Below are 18,112 nucleotides of genomic sequence, written 5' to 3'. Positions count from 1 at the left end.
CTTTTTTTTGCCTGAATGTAAGGAAGCAAGCGACGACATTTTGAATAATCTCTCTCAAAAAGTTGTCCACTGTGGATAATTGACCAAATGGTTGAGGATTTGCGAAAATGATTATACTGTGGATAACCAAAATGGACGGCAACCTTGGAGAGAGGGTTGCTTTTTCCTATTGGGTGTTTGGGCATATAGATGGATTGGCTGCACTTTCTTTTGGAATTTTTCCAGACGATCTGTTATGCTAGTAAGTTAGTGGCTGACTTGTAAGAGTGGAAAGCTTGAGGTGAACAGCATGAAATTCGATACAATAGCGGCGGTCGCAACACCGATGGGTGAAGGCGGTATTGCCGTGATCCGGGTAAGCGGTACGGAAGCGATCGAAGTTGTGGATAAGATATATAAAGGAAAGCAGCGGTTGTCCACTGTGGACAGCCATACGATCCATTATGGGCACTTGTATGAGCCAAACACAGGTGAACGAGTGGAAGAGGTACTGGTTTCCGTAATGAAGGCTCCCCGTACATTTACGAGGGAGGATGTAGTGGAGGTCAACTGTCACGGAGGAATTGTTTCCGTTGAAAAGGTTCTGGAGTTAATCTTGGATAATGGGGCAAGATTGGCGGAGCCTGGTGAGTTCACGAAGCGTGCGTTCTTAAATGGACGTGTCGATTTGTCTCAGGCTGAGGCCGTCATTGATTTGATCCGGGCGAAGACAGACAGAGCGATGAAGGTCGCATTGAATCAAGTCGAAGGGAAGCTGTCCAGGCTCATTCGGCAGCTCCGTCAAAACTTGATTGAAGCTATGGCCCATATAGAAGTAACATTGGACTATCCAGAGCATGATGTCGAGGAGTTTACACAAAATTTCTTGCGAGGAAAGTGCCTGGAGGTTAAAGGTGAAATCCAGCGACTGTTGCAGACCGCACAGCAAGGAAAAATTTTGCGTGAGGGCTTGTCGACCGCGATTATTGGACGTCCGAATGTAGGGAAATCCTCTCTATTAAATAGTCTGGTCCAAGAGGAAAAGGCGATTGTGACTGACGTTGCGGGAACGACACGCGATGTCATCGAAGAGTATGTCAATGTGCGCGGAGTTCCTTTGCGACTCATCGATACCGCAGGAATTCGCGATACAGAGGACATCGTGGAGAAAATCGGAGTAGAGAAGTCCAGACAGCTGCTGCAAAAGGCTGACCTTGTGTTGCTCGTGATCAACTACAACGAGCCTCTCTCTGCTGATGATTACGCGATTTTTGAAGCGGCTAAAGGGTTCCATGTGATTGTGATTGTTAATAAATTCGATCTGCCACAAAAAGTGGATTTGGAAGAGATCAAGCGTCATTTCCCTCAGCAGCCGTTGATTATGACGTCTGCGCGTGAGGAAACGGGGATCGATCTTCTGGAGCAGGCGATTGGGGAGATTTTCTTCAGTGGTCGTGTGCAGCAGGATGACTTGACCTATGTGAGCAACGCTAGACATATTCAACTGCTTCGTCAGGCAGAACGAGCCATAGATGAAGCGCTGGGTGGAATCGATGATTTGATGCCAGTAGACATGATTCAGATCGACATTAAAAAGTCGTGGGAGCTACTTGGTGAAGTCATTGGAGAAAGCGTCGGCGAGGATTTGATTGACCAGATTTTCTCCCAGTTCTGTCTGGGTAAGTGATTAGGAGGATAAAAAATGAACGTTGTACCTGCATATGAAGCGGGCTCTTTTGACGTCATTGTCATTGGTGCGGGTCATGCCGGTGCGGAAGCGGCATTGGCGGCTGCACGTATGGGCTGCAGTACATTGCTGTTGACGATCAACCTGGACGCTGTGGCGTACATGCCATGTAATCCTTCCGTAGGTGGTCCGGCAAAAGGCCACGTCGTACGCGAATTGGACGCGCTTGGTGGAGAAATGGGACGCAATACCGACAAAACCCATATCCAAATGCGGATGCTGAATACAGGGAAAGGACCTGCAGTGCATGCCTTGCGCGCGCAAGCAGACAAATTTGCGTATCAGCATGAAATGAAGAAAACGATTGAAAATACTCCGAATCTGATCCTGCGTCAAGCGATGGTGGAAGAGCTGATCGTAAACGATGGAGTTTGTGAAGGGGTTATCACACAAACTGGAGCGCGATACATGGCCAAATCCGTTGTATTGACGACCGGAACCTATTTGCGCGGAAAGATCATCCTCGGGGATCTTCAATACGAAAGTGGACCGAACAACATGCGTCCGTCCATTCGTCTGGCACATCATTTGAAGGAACTCGGTTTTGAAATGACACGTTTCAAGACGGGGACGCCACCGCGTGTTCATAGCAGCAGTGTGGATTTCTCCAAAATGGAGATTCAGCCTGGTGATCCGGTACCGCGCGCCTTTTCTTATGAAACAACGGAATTTATTATGGATCAGCTGCCTTGCTGGCTGACATATACAAATGAAGAAACGCATGGACTCATTAATAGCAATCTGCATCGTGCCCCTATGTATTCGGGAATGATTGAAGGAACGGGCCCGCGTTATTGCCCTTCGATTGAAGATAAGGTAGTTCGTTTTAATGATAAGCCGCGTCACCAAATTTTCTTGGAGCCAGAAGGACGCAATACCGAAGAAATGTATGTACAAGGCTTGTCGACCAGCTTGCCGGAGGATGTTCAGCTGTCTATGCTGCGCTCCATGGCTGGAATGGAAGAAGTCAAAATGATGCGTCCTGGCTATGCGATTGAGTATGATTCAATCGTGCCGACGCAGCTCTGGCCTTCTTTGGAAGCCAAAATCTTGCCTGGCTTGTTCACAGCAGGACAAATCAATGGTACCTCTGGTTATGAAGAAGCAGCGGGTCAAGGTCTCATGGCAGGGATTAACGCAGCACGCCGCGTTCAAGGAAAACCACCCGTCATTTTGGGACGAGAAGAGGCGTACATCGGTGTTTTGATTGACGACCTGGTTACGAAAGGAACGCATGAACCTTATCGTTTGCTTACTTCTCGTGCCGAATATCGCTTGCTGCTTCGTCATGACAATGCGGACTTGCGCCTGACGGATATCGGCCATGAAATTGGTCTGATTAGCGATGAGCGCTACCAGCGATTTAACCAAAAACGCGCGCTGATTGAGCAAGAAAAAGAACGTGTGGCAAACACGCGTGTACGTCCTGAAATGGCACATGTTCAAGAGGTTTTGCGCAACGCAGGCTCCCCTGAACTGACAGATGTCATCGAGCTTGCTCAATTGCTGCGTCGTCCGGAAATCAACTACAGCCACATTGCTAAAATGGTCCCTGCACCCGAAGCACTGCCAGAGGATGTAACGGAACAGGTTGAAATCCAGATTAAATACGATGGCTACATCAAAAAGTCATTGCAACAAGTAGAGCGGATGAAAAAAATGGAGGAGCGCCGCATCCCAACAGATATTGACTACCACCAAATCTCCGGTTTGTCCAAGGAATCCCGTGACAATATGACCAAAATTCGTCCGTTGAACATCGGGCAGGCGGCTCGTATCGCAGGGGTTACTCCAGCAGACATTTCCGTGTTGATGGTATATCTGGAGTACAAACGCGTGGGAGTAGCCGAGTAAGGAGAAAAGCTATGACGAAAGAACAGTTTGCCGAGGTACTTGCAGCCCAGGGGATTTCTTTGACGGATCGTCAGAAGGAGCAGTTTGATCATTTTTTCCGCCTACTGGTGGAATGGAATGAGAAGATGAACCTGACCGGGATTACTGAAGAAGGGCAAGTGTACAACAAGCATTTTTATGATTCGATTACGCCGGCTTTTTACTTTCCATTTGACCAGGTGCAATCAGTTGTTGATATCGGTGGGGGCGCAGGCTTTCCGAGCATTCCTTTGAAAATTTGCTTCCCACATCTGAAAATGACAATCATTGATTCCTTGAACAAGCGTATGAGCTTTTTGCAGCATGTAGCACAGGAACTGGGTCTGGAGAACGTGAATCCTGTACATGGGCGTGCAGAGGATCGTGGGCAAGAAGCGATTTATCGGGAGAAATTTGATCTCGTAGTGGCACGTGCTGTTGCGAGACTCAATTTGTTGTCGGAGTTCTGCCTTCCTTTTGCCAAAGTCGGAGGACACTTCGTCGCTCTCAAGGGAGCGGAGATTACTCCAGAGCTTGCTGAAGCGAAGAAGGCAATCAAGACCCTCGGTGGAAAAACGAGAAAGGTCGAGACATTCCAGCTTCTAGAGGAAGCGGGAGAGCGTAATATCGTCATCATGGAAAAAATAGAAGCGACGCCGAAAAGCTATCCGCGCAAGGCAGGCGTTCCTGCGAAAAAGCCGTTAGTGTAGGAGTCAATGATAAGAGAGGGTCGTAGCCACGTGCTGCGGCCCTTTTTTTCGTGTTGAAAGTTTAAATGAAACGGCCTGTTCCTGATGAATTTTCTCAGATTTGCGTCTTGTATCATGGAGTCTACAACTCGGCATATGCATAGTACTAGCTCCTTCGAAAAAACAGTACTTTCCTCCTTTTTTTCGCCAGAATTTCTACCCATATTGCTTCGGCTCTTTCTAGCTTTTCTAGCAGGTGCCATCATGGGATGGGAGCGAGAGAGATTCAAAAAGATGTGAGTAGGCAAAGAGGTGCTGGTTTTCCAACGTATAGTCTCGTATGCTTTGGTTCGTGTCTTTTTGGGCTAGCTTCCATTTATGGTATTTCTTCGAGTGGCGTAAATCATGATCGGGGGAGGATAGCTGCACAAGTCGTCACAGGCATGGGGTTTTTGGGAGCTGGAGCCAATGGTAGAGTGAAAGGCTTGACGACGGCAGCAGGGATGTGGGTTGCGATTTTATCGTACCTGACGTTAGACCTTCATAGACATTTTCCTCGCTTGTTTTACCGTCACCAAGATTTCACATCCTACCGATGAGAGTATGGGAAGTGAAGAGACGACAAAGCACCGTGATCATCACGATTTTTATGAACGTATAGGAATTTTATAAGCAGTACACTCAAGAATTCCGGAGCGCATAATAACTTTCCGCAAAAATGCGGTCGCTCGTCCATGAGAAGGTCCTCGATAGAGGTTATTTTACGAAAATCACAATTGATGTTTCACGTGAAACGTTTTTTGTTAGCAGGAATTGGGCGAATCTTGCAGAATTACATATATATAAATGAACCTGAAGAAAGCGTGTAGGGAAAGAAGATTAGGTCAAAGGCAATTTTACAAACCGACCGGATGGGCAAGAAGAGTCTGTTAATCAGTATGTACTATAGGGCTTGTGAAGCTTTTTTAAAAGTAGCTGCATGCTGTCTCTAACGATGTAAGAGGAGGACCTATGTTAAAAGAGTAGGACTGGACTCACTTACGACGCTAATATGCCATTTTTCCTTAGCAGCAACAATCAAAGAACATATTCAATCTGTCATATCCGGACAATGGATGGGCGAGGAATACAAAATGTTTCGAGGGAGATTCTGTCGTTGATTGGACAGGACCTTTTTCAGTTTCAAGGACGTATTCAAAAAGTTGTCTTATCAGCACCAACAAGGCGGCGAGAAGCTGAAGAAGGAGGAGCGGAATGTAGGGGAGCTACATGAGCACCTGGATTTCGAAGGTAACGCTTGTTTCGTTGTTGCGCAATTTTTCAGGATTTCTTCGTGATCAAAAATGACTTTTTGAACACCTCTTCAAAGACTTAAAAATAGCACGGATGGAACGGGTAGAAGTGGGGGATTTTTCTATGGCAGTTAAAGATTCATTTTCTCGGATTTTTGGCTTGACTGACAAGACAGAGAACGAAGAAATCAAACAAATACCAGTTGAGGAGATCGTACCGAATCCATATCAGCCTCGAACTGTATTTGATGACGAGAAAATTGATGAGTTGTGTCAAACGATACGAACTCATGGGCTCATTCAACCGATTGTCGTGCGGGTTCGCGATGGTCGTTATGAATTGATTGCCGGGGAACGACGTTTGCGCGCAACTAGAAAATTGGGCATGGAGAGGATTCCTGCGATTGTCAAAGAGTTTAATGACTCGCAAACAGCCTCTATCGCATTAATTGAGAATTTGCAACGAGAAGGTTTGACAGCCATTGAAGAGGCAGTCGCATATCAAAAGCTGATTGATTTGCACAATTTGACGCAAGAGAGTCTTGCTCAGCGTTTGGGCAAAGGACAATCGACAATCGCAAACAAACTGCGCTTGCTCCATTTACCGCAAGAAATTCAAGATGCCTTGTTGTCCAGACAAGTTACAGAGCGTCATGCAAGGGCTCTGATACCGTTAAAAGATCCAGAATTACAAAATAAAGTCCTGCTGGAGATTTTGGAGCGGGAATGGAATGTGAAACAGACGGAAGTACGTGTGAAGCAGCTGCTAGAATTGGCTGAGAACCCAAAATCGGAAAAAGATGCGAAGCCTCGCTGGAAAGCATTCTCAAGGGATACGCGAATTGCGATTAATACCGTTCGGCAATCGATCGATATGGTGATCCAGACGGGCCTGCCTGTAGAGACAGCGGAAGAAGACCATGATGAATTCTATCAATTCACCATTCGTATTCCGAAAAACAAGGAAACAGGGAAATAAATGTAGATGGTAACCAAAAAGGCGACATTGTCGCCTTTCTTTTTGGGCAAATGCTGATTATTTATAGAAAATGATGCTTTCTGCACGATCAAATTTCCAGAAATAAGCATTTTTCATAAAAAAGCTAGGGAAATCTGCATTTTTGGGACAAAAATCAGGCTTTTTTGTCTCACTATCTAAAAAAAACAGCGTACGACCAAGCTGCAAATCTGATAACATGGAGAGTACCAACCTGTGCATACTGCTGGTTTGCTCGATAATCAATGAGGATAACTTTCAGAGGCTTTTTTCGTCTTATTGTGTACAGGCCATGTAAAGGTAACTGAATGGCAACGAACGAAGAAAATTGTAAAAAAGATTATCGTTTTACTAGAATACGAGCAAATCGTAAATAGACTCGAATGACTAACTAGATGAGGATACAGAAGATGACTTTGAAAGACGTATTGGAGAGTGTACTGGTCAAGCCACAAGCTTTCCTACACGACAAAAAAGAGGTGGAGAAGTTGGGAAAAATCATTGCGGTTGCGAACCAGAAAGGCGGCGTCGGGAAAACGACTACGTCCGTCAATCTAAGTGCTTGTTTGGCCGCATTGGGGAAAAAGGTGCTGCTGGTTGATATTGATCCGCAAGGAAATGCCACCAGTGGGATCGGGGTAAATAAGGCAGATGTAAAGTACTGCATTTATGATGTCCTGATCAATGATATCAACCCCGTCGATGCGACTTTGCCGACTGAAATTGACGGATTAATGATCATCCCTGCCACCATTCAATTGGCAGGTGCGGAAATCGAGCTGGTTCCTACGATTTCTCGTGAGGTTCGTCTGAAAAAGGCACTGGAAGTAGTCAAAGACAAGTACGATTACGTCATTATCGATTGCCCGCCATCCTTGGGGATTTTGACCGTTAATTCTTTGACAGCATCTGATTCGGTCTTAATTCCAATCCAATGTGAATACTATGCGCTTGAGGGCTTAAGCCAACTGTTGAACACCATTCGTTTGGTCCAAAAACATTTGAATTCACAGCTTGCTATCGAAGGTGTTGTGCTGACGATGCTCGATGCACGTACGAATCTCGGTCTGCAAGTGATTGAAGAAGTGAAAAAGTATTTTCAGGACAAAGTATACAAGACAATTATTCCTCGAAATGTACGCTTGAGTGAAGCACCGTCACACGGACAAGCCATCATTACGTACGATCCACGCTCACGAGGAGCGGAAGTCTATACTGATTTGGCGAAGGAAGTGGTAGGGGTATGAGTAGAGGATTGGGAAAAGGGCTGAATGCACTTATTACTTCCAATCTCATCGAAGAAGGGGAACAGGTAAAAGAGGTTTCCATCAATGAGATTCGTCCTAACCCTTATCAGCCCCGCAAAGAATTCGAGCAATCAGCTATCGAGGAACTGGCACAGTCGATCAAAGAGCATGGAATCATCCAACCGCTGATTGTTCGGAAAAGTATCAAAGGTTACGAGCTAGTAGCTGGGGAAAGACGACTGCGTGCTGCAAAGGTAGCGGGGTTAAAAGAGGTTCCGGTAGTAGTAAAGGCGTACACAGATCAGCAATTAATGGAGATTGCCCTGATTGAGAACTTGCAGCGGGAAAATCTGAATCCACTCGAAGAGGCAGAGGCTTATGACAAGCTGATTTCCCACCATGATTATACACAAGAACAGCTTGCGCAAAAGATTGGGAAGAGTCGACCGCATGTAGCCAACATGCTTCGTTTGCTGCAACTGCCAGAGAAGATCCGAAAAATGGTTTCGGCAGCCGAACTATCCATGGGACATTCGCGTGCTTTGCTTGGGGTAACGGATAAGAAAGTACAACAACAGCTTGCAAATGACGTGGTGGAAAAAGGATTGAGTGTTCGTCAGCTGGAAGAGCTTGTGAAGCAGCTCAATGTTTCACGTGAAACAAAAAAGAAAAAGCCAGCGAAAAACGAGCCAGTATTGATCGAGATGGAGGAACGACTACGCAGTCGTTTTGGAACATCGGTCAAGATTAAAAAAGGAACAAAGCGCGGCAAGATCGAAATCGACTTCTATTCACAGGAAGACTTGGAGCGAATCATCGAAATGCTGAATATAGAGAAGTAAGTCCAGGAGGTAAGGTAGTCATGGCGATCATCTATTTGGATAACGCAGCTTCTACATGGCCGAAGCCACCAGCAGTCAAAGAAATGATGGCCGAGGTCATCGAGGATTTTGCTGCAAATCCTGGCCGAGGTGGACATGCACTGGCGATGAAAGCGAGTAAAGCTGTGTTTCGGACACGAGTGCAAGTGTCACGGTTGTTTGGGATTCAAAACCCGAATAACCTCTTTTTTTATCTCAATGCCACTCAAGCGCTTAATCAAGCGATAAAAGGCTTCTTACAAGCAGGCGATCATGTTGTTTCTTCGTCTGTCGAGCATAATTCGGTAAGACGTCCCATTGAGTACATGCGCAAAAACAACCAAGTAGCAGCTACTTTTGTCGAGCCGAGAGAAGACCATCAATTCTATGTAGAGGATTTTGCCAAGGCAATTACACCCGCAACACGATTAATCGTTGTGAGTCATGCCTCCAATCTGACGGGTGTTATCCTGCCTGTAGCAGAACTGGGGAAACTGGCAAAAGAGCACGGAATTACGTTTTTGGTGGATGCTTCTCAGTCTGCTGGTGTTTTGCCTATCGATGTAGAGGCAATGAATATTGATATGCTTGCTTTTCCTGGGCACAAAGGGCTGTATGGTCCACAAGGTACAGGTGGTTTGTACGTGAGGAGTGACATTGATCTCGAACCTTTGATTCATGGGGGGACAGGCAGTCAGTCTGAAGCGATTGATCAACCGACAACTCGTCCAGACCGATACGAAAGCGGGACACTCAATACGGTTGGTTTGGCAGGGCTGCAAGCAGGTGTTGATTTTGTCTTGGAAAAAGGTGTGGACAACATTCGTCAGCACGAATGGGGATTGGTGAAGCAAACGATCCTTGGATTGCAGACAATCGACGGTGTACATGTCTACGGACCGGGGATTGAGATCGAACGTGTAGGTGTGGTTGCTTTTAATATCGGAGAGGTGGATGCAGCAGAGGTGTCGTTTATCCTGGATCAACAATACGGGATTGCGACGAGATCGGGTTTTCATTGCACGCCACTGGGTCACCAGACTGCCGGTACCGAGCAACGTGGAGCGGTTCGAGCCAGCTTTGGAATTTTTAACTCAGAGAAAGATGTAGAAGCGCTTCATAACGCTGTTCGGGAAATAGCAGCAGCGTTTGTGTAAGGGTAAGGCATCTGTAGGGGGACAGCGCAAGTGATCTTGCTGGGAACATTGGTCAACGCCGGAGCAATCATCTTAGGGGCATTGTTAGGCAGAATGTTGAAGCGAATTCCGGAGTCGATGCGACAAACCGTCATGCAAGGAATTGCTCTGGCCGTATTCGTGTTGGGCATTAAAATGTGCCTGGGTTCGGATAATTTTTTACTCGTGATTATCAGTATTGTGCTAGGAACAGTAATAGGTGAATGGATTGGGATTGAAAAAGGCTTAAACAATCTGGGTCACTGGCTGGAAAGGAAAGTTGGGGGGAGCCAAGGCAGTATCGCCACTGGCTTTATCACGGGGACGCTGGTGTACTGTATTGGAGCCATGGCTGTACTAGGTTCATTGGACAGTGGTTTGCGTAACAACCACGAAGTACTGTTTATGAAAGCAATGCTAGACGGATTCTCTGCGATCATTTTCGCATCAACGCTAGGAATCGGTGTCATCTTTTCGGCAGTGCCCGTGTTTTTATATCAAGGCATGATCGCGCTATTATCTACGAGCATTTACAGTGTGGTGAGCGAAACGATGCTGAATGCGATCCTGGTAGAAGTAACGGCGGTAGGTGGCTTGATGATTATTGCCATTGGATTAAACGTTTTGGAGATCAAACAGTTAAGAGTAGCCAACATGATGCCAGCATTAGTGATCGCAGCAGTCGGAGTTCCCTTTATCGATTGGATTTCAAAGCTGTTTTCATAGTCCGCAGAGAGGCTCTTCCTTCGGGAGGAGTCTTTTTTTATGAAAAATCAACTATCATCGATAAAAATAGCATGCGATAATATGATACAAAAACTCGATTTGCGAGCAAGGATGGATAAGCGGGACGGGACAATACAGTACGACAGCATGTTTGGGGAGAGAATGGTATGTTGGGTGTTATCGTCAATCCTGTATCAGGTAATGGCACAGGGTTGAAAGTATGGAGGCAAATTGAGGCGACGCTACGACGTCTGGGAGCGCCTTTTCATGTCAGGTTGACATCAGGAGAGGGGGACGCCGAAAAATTATCAAAAGAGCTGATTGAAAAAGAGGGAGTAAATAAAATCATTGCTGTCGGAGGGGATGGTACTGTCCGAGGCGTGATAAACGGGATATACGAATCGAAACAAGATTGTCGATTTGGATTGGTGCCGGCTGGTTCCGGGAATGATTTCGCTCGCGGACATGGAATTCCGATGAAACCGTTACAGGCATTAGAGCGAATTCTGTCGGAAAAAGGGGAAAAGCGAATCGATCTGCTTTTATTGAATGGAGAAGTAGCTGTGAATTCAATCGGGGCTGGATTCGATGCACAGGTAGCAAAGATAACAGATCAAGCTGTGTACAAAGCTTGGCTAAATCGGTATAAGCTCGGAGCACTCGCCTACATTATATCGGTGATTCGCGTCGTATGTACGTATCAGCCATGTGACATCGTACTGAACGTTGATGGTCATGAGGCTGGTTTAGAGGCTGTCTGGCTAGTTGTCGCTGCCAATATTCCGAATTACGGAGGAGGAATGCTGATTTGTCCCGATGCTATACCGGACGATGGCATCGCAGACATTTGCGTAGTAAGTGGTGTGAGCCGACTCGGATTGTTAGCTGCTTTTCCGAAAATATTCACAGGAGCTCATCGTCATCATCCGGCTGTCCGGTTTTATAGGGGCAAGCAGATAACGATACAAGCAGCGGGACAGCTGCCTGTCCATGCAGATGGAGAAAGTGTAGCGCCAACGCCGATCAGCGCCCAAGTAATCGAAAAGTACCTGACGATTTATGTATAAAAAAAATAGACCTGTCATCCGTTGAGGGAGAGAACAGATCAAAAAGCAAGTTTTCTAAAGAGGGGTGGAACCTTTTGCAGAAAGAAACGGTCAATCATATAAGACACTATCGAATCGACTAGGCGTAGAAGCCAGTGTTACGGCTTTGGCCAGTCCGGAAGCTATGATATCTGCCATGTTCATGACGATGGAGAGCCGGGTATTTTGAAGGACAAAATACTCCATGAATCCTCCTACGTTTACAATCCCCGTAATGTGGAAGGAACCAACAGGAGGAAGCTCTTTTTTTACACCAGCCCCTGGTTTTAGTGGACCATTAATCACATTGATGTTTCCGACGTGGCTAAATTGACCTAAACAGGCATCGACCGCAATAAGTGTAGCTGTCGGATGATTCGTGTGGATGAGCTCTAATTTTTCCTTAAGATTCATGGCGTGTACAGGGTCCTCAAGCGTTCCGTACACTTGCAAAAAACGAGGTGACTGTGCGATGAGCTTGGTTCCTACTAATGGGCCTAGAGCATCACCAGTAGAACGGTCTGTCCCAATACATACAATGACAAGGTCGTCATCGAACCGATTTAAGCGAAAGCGCTGGGCAAGGTGACCGGCGAGATGCTCGTCTGCGTTTTCACTGCGGTATTCCACTTTAAAAGGTGGCAAAGAATAATCCTTGCGATTATCAGATGTACTCATGGAAACCCCCACTCTTGCCGACTTGGCTTAAACCAACCTGTAAAAGGTTATATAAAAGTATTCACAGTATCGTACCGATATGACATTTTTATACCTGCTAATGGGAAAGTTACGTAGGTTTTGAAAACTCAGCAGGCTGGCATGCATGAAAACGAACAGGTAAAATAAGAGGAGCCTATGGCAGTTTGCGTGAAAGAGATAAGGGGGAGTGAAATGGGAGGAGAGACAGTGCTGATCGCGTTTGATTCCACGCAACAAGCCTTGCGGGCAGAAATGCTGCTGGAGTACGAAGATATTGAAATTGATACAAGACCAACGCCAAAAGAAATAACGGCAGGCTGTGCCCTTTCCATTGAGTTCCCACTGTCGGATTACTCACGAGCGAAAGCGATCATGATGGAACAACAAGTGGTAATACGAGGATACTTCCGTCAGTTTTTTGGCCAGTATAGCGAGGTCGACGAAAACGGGGAGCAGAAGGAGCGGGAGGAATGAATCAAGCTAGTTTCTTTGAAAGAATTTATGCTCAGGTATATGCGTATGTGACAGATGCGGATATGTGGGTAAATATAGGGATGGCTGTACTGAAAATAGCCGCGATCATCCTGTTATCGCGAATCGTCGTTTCCGTTGTGCAATCAGGAGTAAATAAAGTGTTCCAGCACCGCCACGGAAGCAAGATACAAATGGATCAACGCCGGGTGGACACGATGCGGGTGCTCGTCAACAATATCGTTCAGTACGGCATTTACTTTTTGGCGATTCTCATGATCTTGCAGCTGTTGGGCATTGATTTGCGCCCTGTTTTGGTAAGCGCAGGGGTACTGGGATTGGCAGTCGGTTTCGGGGCGCAAAGTCTCGTGCGTGATATCATTACTGGATTCTTCATTATTTTTGAGGATCAATTTGCTGTCGGAGACGTCGTAACGATCAACAATTTGACAGGAACGGTGCAGGAGATTGGTCTGCGCATTACAAAGGTGCGAAGCTGGACGGGGGAGGTACACATCTTTCCAAACGGCACGATTAATCAAGTGACCAACTTTTCTTTGCAAAATACGTTAGCGGTTGTCGACGTATCTGTAGCGTATGAAGAGGATCTGAACCAAGTGGAGTCTGTGCTCAAAGAAGTATTGGCATCGGCTCAAACAGAATTGACGGATATCGTAGCTGAGCCACAGATTTTAGGGGTACATGCACTGGGACCTTCCGAAGTCATCATCCGTGTTACGGCTGAGTGCAAGCCGAACACCCATCACGGAGTCAATCGAAATTTACGTGCGAAGATCAGAACGGAATTAACCAACCGAGGGATTCAAATTCCGTATCCAAAAATCGTCGCGGTGTCTGGAAAGGGAACAGTGTAGAGAGGAGAAAGAGAAATGGAACGCAAGCAATTTGGACTGGGGGATGTCGTACAGATGAAAAAGCCGCATCCATGTGGCACGAATGCGTGGAAAGTCATACGCATGGGCATGGATGTGCGAATCAAATGTACGGGTTGCGATCATAGTGTAATGATTGGACGACTAGAATTTGAACGCAAGCTGAAAAAGATACTGATTCGCGCGGAGGAAGAACCGCAATCATAGACCATATTTCTTTGATCAACCCATCTGTCTTTTTCTACAATGCCTGTAAACGATGAATCGACGCGCTTATATTCTTCAGGGAGCGGCTTCATCGTTTTAGACGGGAGGGGTTCGATGAAAAAGATGAGTGTTCGGTGGTTGCAATGGGTAGTAGTGCTTGCGCTTTTCCTGGTTCCATCACAGGGAGTGTGGGCAAAGTCGGCAAACGAATGGGGATTGAAAATATCCCCAGCTGACAAATCGGCGGAAATTAACCCGGATCAAATCATTACACTGACGTTTTCGGGACCGGTTTCGTTAAAAAATGGGCAAGAGCTCACCGACAAGTCTGGTCTCTCGATCATTTCGCTCACGGATGCGAAAAAAAAGAAGGTTCGTTTTACGGCGAAATGGAACAAAACAGATCGAAGCATGATGATTGATCCGGTAGGCAATCTGGAAGCAGGGGCGTCTTATCGAGTAAGCCTTCTGGCCAAAAAATTGAAGGATCAGCGAGGCAATTTGAATCCAGAGCTGGCCAGCACGTTTCAAACGAGAAAACCTGTGGATAGTATCGCTCCGCAAGCAGTCATGTTGCCCGGACACGGGGCTAAAAATGTATCGCTTCAGGATAAAGTGACACTCCAGTTTGCAGAAGAGATTGCTTTGGTTAGTGGTGGAGTCCTATCCAGCAAAACGGCCGGGCCATTAGTTCGTGTGACAGATGAAAAAGGGATTATTGTTCCGCATACCATTACGTGGAACAAAAGCAAGCGGATGTTGTCTGTGAGGCCAAAAGGAAAATGGCAGCCACATACGAGATATCAGGTAAGTCTTATCGCCGGTTTGGTAAAGGACACAGCAGGTAATGTAAATCAAGCGCAGTGGATAACTTTTCAGACCGGGTCGAAATAGTCCTGGATCAAGCATGTGGATAAAAAAAAGGATGCAGCCAATAGAGGCGCATCCTTTTTCCTTTTGTACGATCAAATGTATCTCCCGGTGATAGTACGTAGGTTATGACTGATCATTATCCCTAGGCTGCATTGCCTTGGCTATGATCTATGTGGAATTGGAGAAGGTAAGGCTGCTGAGGATGCAAGCTTACCTTCAGATAGGCTGGATGGCAGCGGAGTAGGTTAGTCGCAGTCGCAACCTACGATAACGAGAAGGATGAACAGAACCAAGATCAGCGCGAAATCGTCGAAGCCGTTAAAGATACCCACTTGCTAACACCTCCTACCGTAGTTTCAATACTCATGCTATGTAGGAACCCACAACGAGGTATAGGCGGATGCCCCAGTTCCAAGGAAAATAAGTTATTCACAGCATATCCACAGAAAATGTGGACAACTTTTTGCGGAAAAAAGGAGTGTCTGCAAATGCTGAGGGGGATAAAAAGTTGTTAGTAAATATTTATCCACAGACTTATCCACAAAAGTGAATTTTCTCTGGATAAATTGACGGTTGTTATTGAATATTTGAAAAATTTTTATTAGTAAGAAGGAATTTGGCAGGTGAAAATATAATTACACACTTATAATTTGGCAAAAATAGATAGAAGAAAAGGGGCGATTGAGATTTGAAGAAGCAAGTATTTGCATCAGTTACGGCTTTGGCCATTGCATTGTCGACAGTATCCGTACCATTCATTCCTTACAGCACGCAGGCGGTAGCTCTTGCTGCTGAGAAGCCTTCTTATCAAACTCGCACTGAGATCCCAGATGCGTACAAGTGGAAGCTGGATCATATTTATCCGACTGTTAAGGAATGGGAAAAGGATGTTGCTAAGGTTGAATCTTTAGCAAACGCTTTCACGGAGCACCAAGGCAAGCTGGGTACATCTTCTGCTACGATGCAAGCGGCATTCGATGACTATGTTGAATTGATGCGCTTAAATGACAAAGCATACGTGTATGCAAACATGTCTCTCGATGTAAACTCCGCGAATCCTGATCTGCAAAAGCTGGGAGACCGCGCTGAGAAAATGTACACGCTTGTCACAGAAAAAACTTCATGGGTACAGCCTGAAATCGTTGCGATTCCCGATGACAAAATAAAGAGCTTACTGTCAGAAAAGGAGCTTGAGCCTTACAAGCTGTTTATCGAAGACATGTTAAGAACCAAGCCGTACTCACTCTCTGCGGATATGGAGCAGCTCTTGGCGAAATCATCGCCATTGGGCGGTGCGCCTACTAATATTTACAGCATGCTGTCCAAAGACGTGAGGTTCCCTAAAATCAAAGATGAGACAGGCAAGGAAGTTCAGTTGACTCGTGCCAATTTCATTTCCTATATGGAAAGCAAGGATCAAAATGTGCGCAGAGAAGCGTTCAAAGCGTATTATGGGGCTCTGATCGATTTCCAAGACTCGTTTGCATCAACATTGGCTGCCAAAGTAAAAGGAGATAATTTTTACGCAGCGGTACGCAATTACGATTCTGCGCTGGAGGCAAGCCTGACACCGAACAACGTACCCACGAAGGTGTATGATGAGCTGATTGACACGGTAAATGACAATCTGCCATTGCTGCATCGCTACATTTCCTTGAAAAAGAAAATGCTTGGCGTGAAGGAATTGCACATGTACGACATTTACGTGCCGATCGTTCCATCTGATGACAAATATATTTCCTTCGACGAAGGAAAGAAAATTGTCGTTGATGGTTTGCAGGTAATGGGTGACGACTATGTCAAGGCAATGTCTGAAGGTCTCGATGGAGGCTGGGTAGATGTCTATTCCACTGATGACAAGCGCACGGGTGCTTACCAATGGGGTGCTTATGACACACATCCATACGTACTGTTGAACCACCAAGGTACGCTCGACGATGTGTATACGATCGCCCATGAGATGGGACATGCGATGCAGTCCTATTACACGAACAAAAACCAGCCGTACATTTCGTCCAACTACCCAATCTTTACGGCAGAAGTGGCTTCGACCATGAATGAAACTCTGCTGTTCAAGAGCATGTACGCGAAGGCGAAGACGAAGGAAGAGAAGATGTATCTCTTGAATCACTATCTGGAAAACTTCCGTTCTACGCTGTTCCGTCAGACGCAGTTTGCGGAGTTTGAGAGAGCGATTCACGAGAAGGAACAAGCCGGGGAATCTTTGAATGCGGAAGCGATCAAGAAGATCTACCTCGACATCAACAAAAAGTACTACGGAAAAGACATGGTTTCCGATGAAGAAATCGGTATGGAATGGGCGCGTGTGAGCCATTTCTACAACTATAAATACTACGTCTATCAATACTCGACGAGCTTTGCCGCTGCACAAGCATTAGCGAAGCAAATCATGGATGAAGGTCAGCCAGCAGTGGATCGAGTTCGCAAAAACTTCCTCGAAGCGGGTAACTCTGCTCCGCCTATCGAGGTGCTGAAAGCAGCAGGGGTGGACATGTCCACGTCCCAGCCAATCGAGCAAGCGATGGAAATCTTTGAAGAGACATTGAATGAGCTGGAAAAGCTGGTAAACGAGAAGTAAAGAAGCAATAGAAGCAAAACAGGCTCCCTTCCATTACGGATAGGAGCCTGTTTTTTGTATGTATCAGTAGGCAATGCCGACTCTCGCTCGCACGTACTCGGAAGTAGAAAGCTGCTGATACGTAAACTCCGCCGTATCCGGCACGGAAATTTGCATCCCATCTACAGGCAGCTGGTGAGCCTCGACCCGGTAAGTGCCTGTATACTCGCCATCTGGCAAATAAGTCGGGCAAACAATGGTCCAATCGAGCTCAGACTGTTCCAAGAGCGAGAATGCCTTGTGATGTTCCTCGGCAGCACGCGTCAATTTTTGTCTGGACTCACTGGATTGATAGCGGAGCAGGTCAGGAGAAACTCTGCTTTGCAATATGCCGGCGGTGCCCACTGTAATAATGCGTGACACGCCTTCACGTTTCATTGCTTCAATAATATAGGGAGTTCCTTCAGATAACGTCGTCGCTTTATCTGTCCCGAGCGCGCTAATGACCGCGTCAACACCACGCATGGCTGATGCAACATCCTTTTGATCGAGAACATTTCCGGTCAGGACACGAAGATTTTCAGCAGCCAGATAAGGGAGCTTGTCTGCCGAGCGAACGAGAATGGTTATTTCATGCCCATCTTTTAATGCATAGTCGAGGATATGGCTTCCTACGCGACCAGTGGCACCAAGGAGTAAGAGCTTCATTTTTGTAGTCACCT

The 18,112-nt window shown here is 46.2% G+C and carries 19 protein-coding genes; 15 read left to right on the top strand and 4 right to left on the bottom strand.

Annotation, left to right across the window (positions count from 1 at the left end; translation table 11 throughout):
• Positions 1 to 289 precede the first annotated feature (289 nt).
• From mnmE to noc, 5 genes are all read left to right on the top strand, one after another.
• Positions 290 to 1,666, top strand: coding sequence for a tRNA uridine-5-carboxymethylaminomethyl(34) synthesis GTPase MnmE (mnmE, locus tag HP567_RS02540; RefSeq protein WP_047070294.1), 1,377 nt, complete (start codon positions 290 to 292; stop codon positions 1,664 to 1,666).
• 15 nt (positions 1,667 to 1,681) lie between these two features.
• A complete protein-coding gene (mnmG, locus tag HP567_RS02535; protein WP_173612518.1) occupies positions 1,682 to 3,580 on the top strand; it encodes a tRNA uridine-5-carboxymethylaminomethyl(34) synthesis enzyme MnmG in 1,899 nt (632 codons plus the stop codon).
• A gap of 11 nt (positions 3,581 to 3,591) precedes the next feature.
• A complete protein-coding gene (gene rsmG / locus HP567_RS02530; RefSeq protein ID WP_106784225.1) occupies positions 3,592 to 4,308 on the top strand; it encodes a 16S rRNA (guanine(527)-N(7))-methyltransferase RsmG in 717 nt (238 codons plus the stop codon).
• A gap of 248 nt (positions 4,309 to 4,556) precedes the next feature.
• Positions 4,557 to 4,886 carry an MgtC/SapB family protein gene (locus HP567_RS02525; RefSeq protein WP_229087864.1) on the top strand — a complete coding sequence of 110 codons (330 nt, stop codon included), beginning with the start codon at positions 4,557 to 4,559 and terminating at the stop codon, positions 4,884 to 4,886.
• A gap of 817 nt (positions 4,887 to 5,703) precedes the next feature.
• On the top strand, positions 5,704 to 6,558 hold the full coding sequence (gene noc, locus HP567_RS02520; protein ID WP_173612517.1) for a nucleoid occlusion protein: 855 nt from the start codon (positions 5,704 to 5,706) through the stop codon (positions 6,556 to 6,558).
• Between the two features lie 57 nt (positions 6,559 to 6,615).
• Here the strand turns inward: noc and HP567_RS02515 are convergent, their stop codons facing one another.
• Positions 6,616 to 6,777, bottom strand: coding sequence for a hypothetical protein (locus HP567_RS02515; RefSeq protein ID WP_173612516.1), 162 nt, complete (start codon positions 6,775 to 6,777; stop codon positions 6,616 to 6,618).
• Between the two features lie 287 nt (positions 6,778 to 7,064).
• On the opposite strand from HP567_RS02515, the gene HP567_RS02510 reads away from it, so the two are divergent.
• The 5 genes from HP567_RS02510 (at position 7,065) to HP567_RS02490 (ending at position 11,651) form a co-directional block, all read left to right on the top strand.
• Entirely contained in the window at positions 7,065 to 7,823 is a 759-nt protein-coding gene (locus tag HP567_RS02510) for a ParA family protein (RefSeq protein WP_173612523.1), read from the top strand.
• Entirely contained in the window at positions 7,820 to 8,665 is an 846-nt protein-coding gene (locus HP567_RS02505; protein WP_173612515.1) for a ParB/RepB/Spo0J family partition protein, read from the top strand. Before HP567_RS02510 ends, HP567_RS02505 begins: the two co-directional genes overlap by 4 nt.
• Positions 8,666 to 8,685: 20 nt before the next feature.
• Positions 8,686 to 9,840, top strand: coding sequence for an aminotransferase class V-fold PLP-dependent enzyme (locus tag HP567_RS02500; protein ID WP_173612514.1), 1,155 nt, complete (start codon positions 8,686 to 8,688; stop codon positions 9,838 to 9,840).
• A gap of 30 nt (positions 9,841 to 9,870) precedes the next feature.
• Positions 9,871 to 10,584: a DUF554 domain-containing protein gene (locus tag HP567_RS02495; protein WP_173612513.1), complete on the top strand. Its 714-nt coding sequence runs from the start codon at positions 9,871 to 9,873 to the stop codon at positions 10,582 to 10,584.
• A gap of 167 nt (positions 10,585 to 10,751) precedes the next feature.
• Positions 10,752 to 11,651 (top strand): diacylglycerol/lipid kinase family protein, encoded by a 900-nt coding sequence (locus tag HP567_RS02490; RefSeq protein WP_173612512.1) that lies wholly within the window; start codon positions 10,752 to 10,754, stop codon positions 11,649 to 11,651.
• 90 nt (positions 11,652 to 11,741) lie between these two features.
• Here the strand turns inward: HP567_RS02490 and yyaC are convergent, their stop codons facing one another.
• Positions 11,742 to 12,347 (bottom strand): spore protease YyaC, encoded by a 606-nt coding sequence (gene yyaC, locus HP567_RS02485; protein ID WP_106656921.1) that lies wholly within the window; start codon positions 12,345 to 12,347, stop codon positions 11,742 to 11,744.
• A gap of 213 nt (positions 12,348 to 12,560) precedes the next feature.
• On the opposite strand from yyaC, the gene HP567_RS02480 reads away from it, so the two are divergent.
• From HP567_RS02480 to HP567_RS02465, 4 genes are all read left to right on the top strand, one after another.
• Positions 12,561 to 12,842, top strand: coding sequence for a DUF3343 domain-containing protein (locus tag HP567_RS02480; RefSeq protein WP_026042915.1), 282 nt, complete (start codon positions 12,561 to 12,563; stop codon positions 12,840 to 12,842).
• On the top strand, positions 12,839 to 13,714 hold the full coding sequence (locus HP567_RS02475) for a mechanosensitive ion channel family protein (RefSeq protein ID WP_173612511.1): 876 nt from the start codon (positions 12,839 to 12,841) through the stop codon (positions 13,712 to 13,714). The genes HP567_RS02480 and HP567_RS02475 overlap by 4 nt, the downstream gene beginning before the upstream one ends.
• 15 nt (positions 13,715 to 13,729) lie before the next feature.
• On the top strand, positions 13,730 to 13,939 hold the full coding sequence (locus HP567_RS02470; RefSeq protein WP_173612510.1) for a DUF951 domain-containing protein: 210 nt from the start codon (positions 13,730 to 13,732) through the stop codon (positions 13,937 to 13,939).
• A gap of 114 nt (positions 13,940 to 14,053) precedes the next feature.
• A complete protein-coding gene (locus HP567_RS02465; protein ID WP_173612509.1) occupies positions 14,054 to 14,833 on the top strand; it encodes an Ig-like domain-containing protein in 780 nt (259 codons plus the stop codon).
• Between the two features lie 224 nt (positions 14,834 to 15,057).
• On the opposite strand, the gene HP567_RS02460 is transcribed toward HP567_RS02465, so the two are convergent.
• On the bottom strand, positions 15,058 to 15,144 hold the full coding sequence (locus HP567_RS02460; protein ID WP_017246824.1) for a YjcZ family sporulation protein: 87 nt from the start codon (positions 15,142 to 15,144) through the stop codon (positions 15,058 to 15,060).
• Between the two features lie 356 nt (positions 15,145 to 15,500).
• Between HP567_RS02460 and pepF the strand changes: the two genes are divergently transcribed.
• Positions 15,501 to 17,411 carry an oligoendopeptidase F gene (pepF, locus tag HP567_RS02455; protein WP_173612508.1) on the top strand — a complete coding sequence of 637 codons (1,911 nt, stop codon included), beginning with the start codon at positions 15,501 to 15,503 and terminating at the stop codon, positions 17,409 to 17,411.
• Between the two features lie 63 nt (positions 17,412 to 17,474).
• Here pepF and HP567_RS02450 read toward each other — a convergent pair whose 3' ends face one another.
• Positions 17,475 to 18,098 carry an NAD(P)-dependent oxidoreductase gene (locus tag HP567_RS02450; protein ID WP_173612507.1) on the bottom strand — a complete coding sequence of 208 codons (624 nt, stop codon included), beginning with the start codon at positions 18,096 to 18,098 and terminating at the stop codon, positions 17,475 to 17,477.
• Between the last annotated feature and the right edge of the window lie 14 nt (positions 18,099 to 18,112).

This window comes from Brevibacillus sp. M2.1A (assembly GCF_013284355.2).
Classification (GTDB): Bacteria; Bacillota; Bacilli; order Brevibacillales; family Brevibacillaceae; genus Brevibacillus.
Note: the sequence above shows the minus strand (reverse complement) of the source record. Positions and strands in the feature narration are given on the sequence as shown.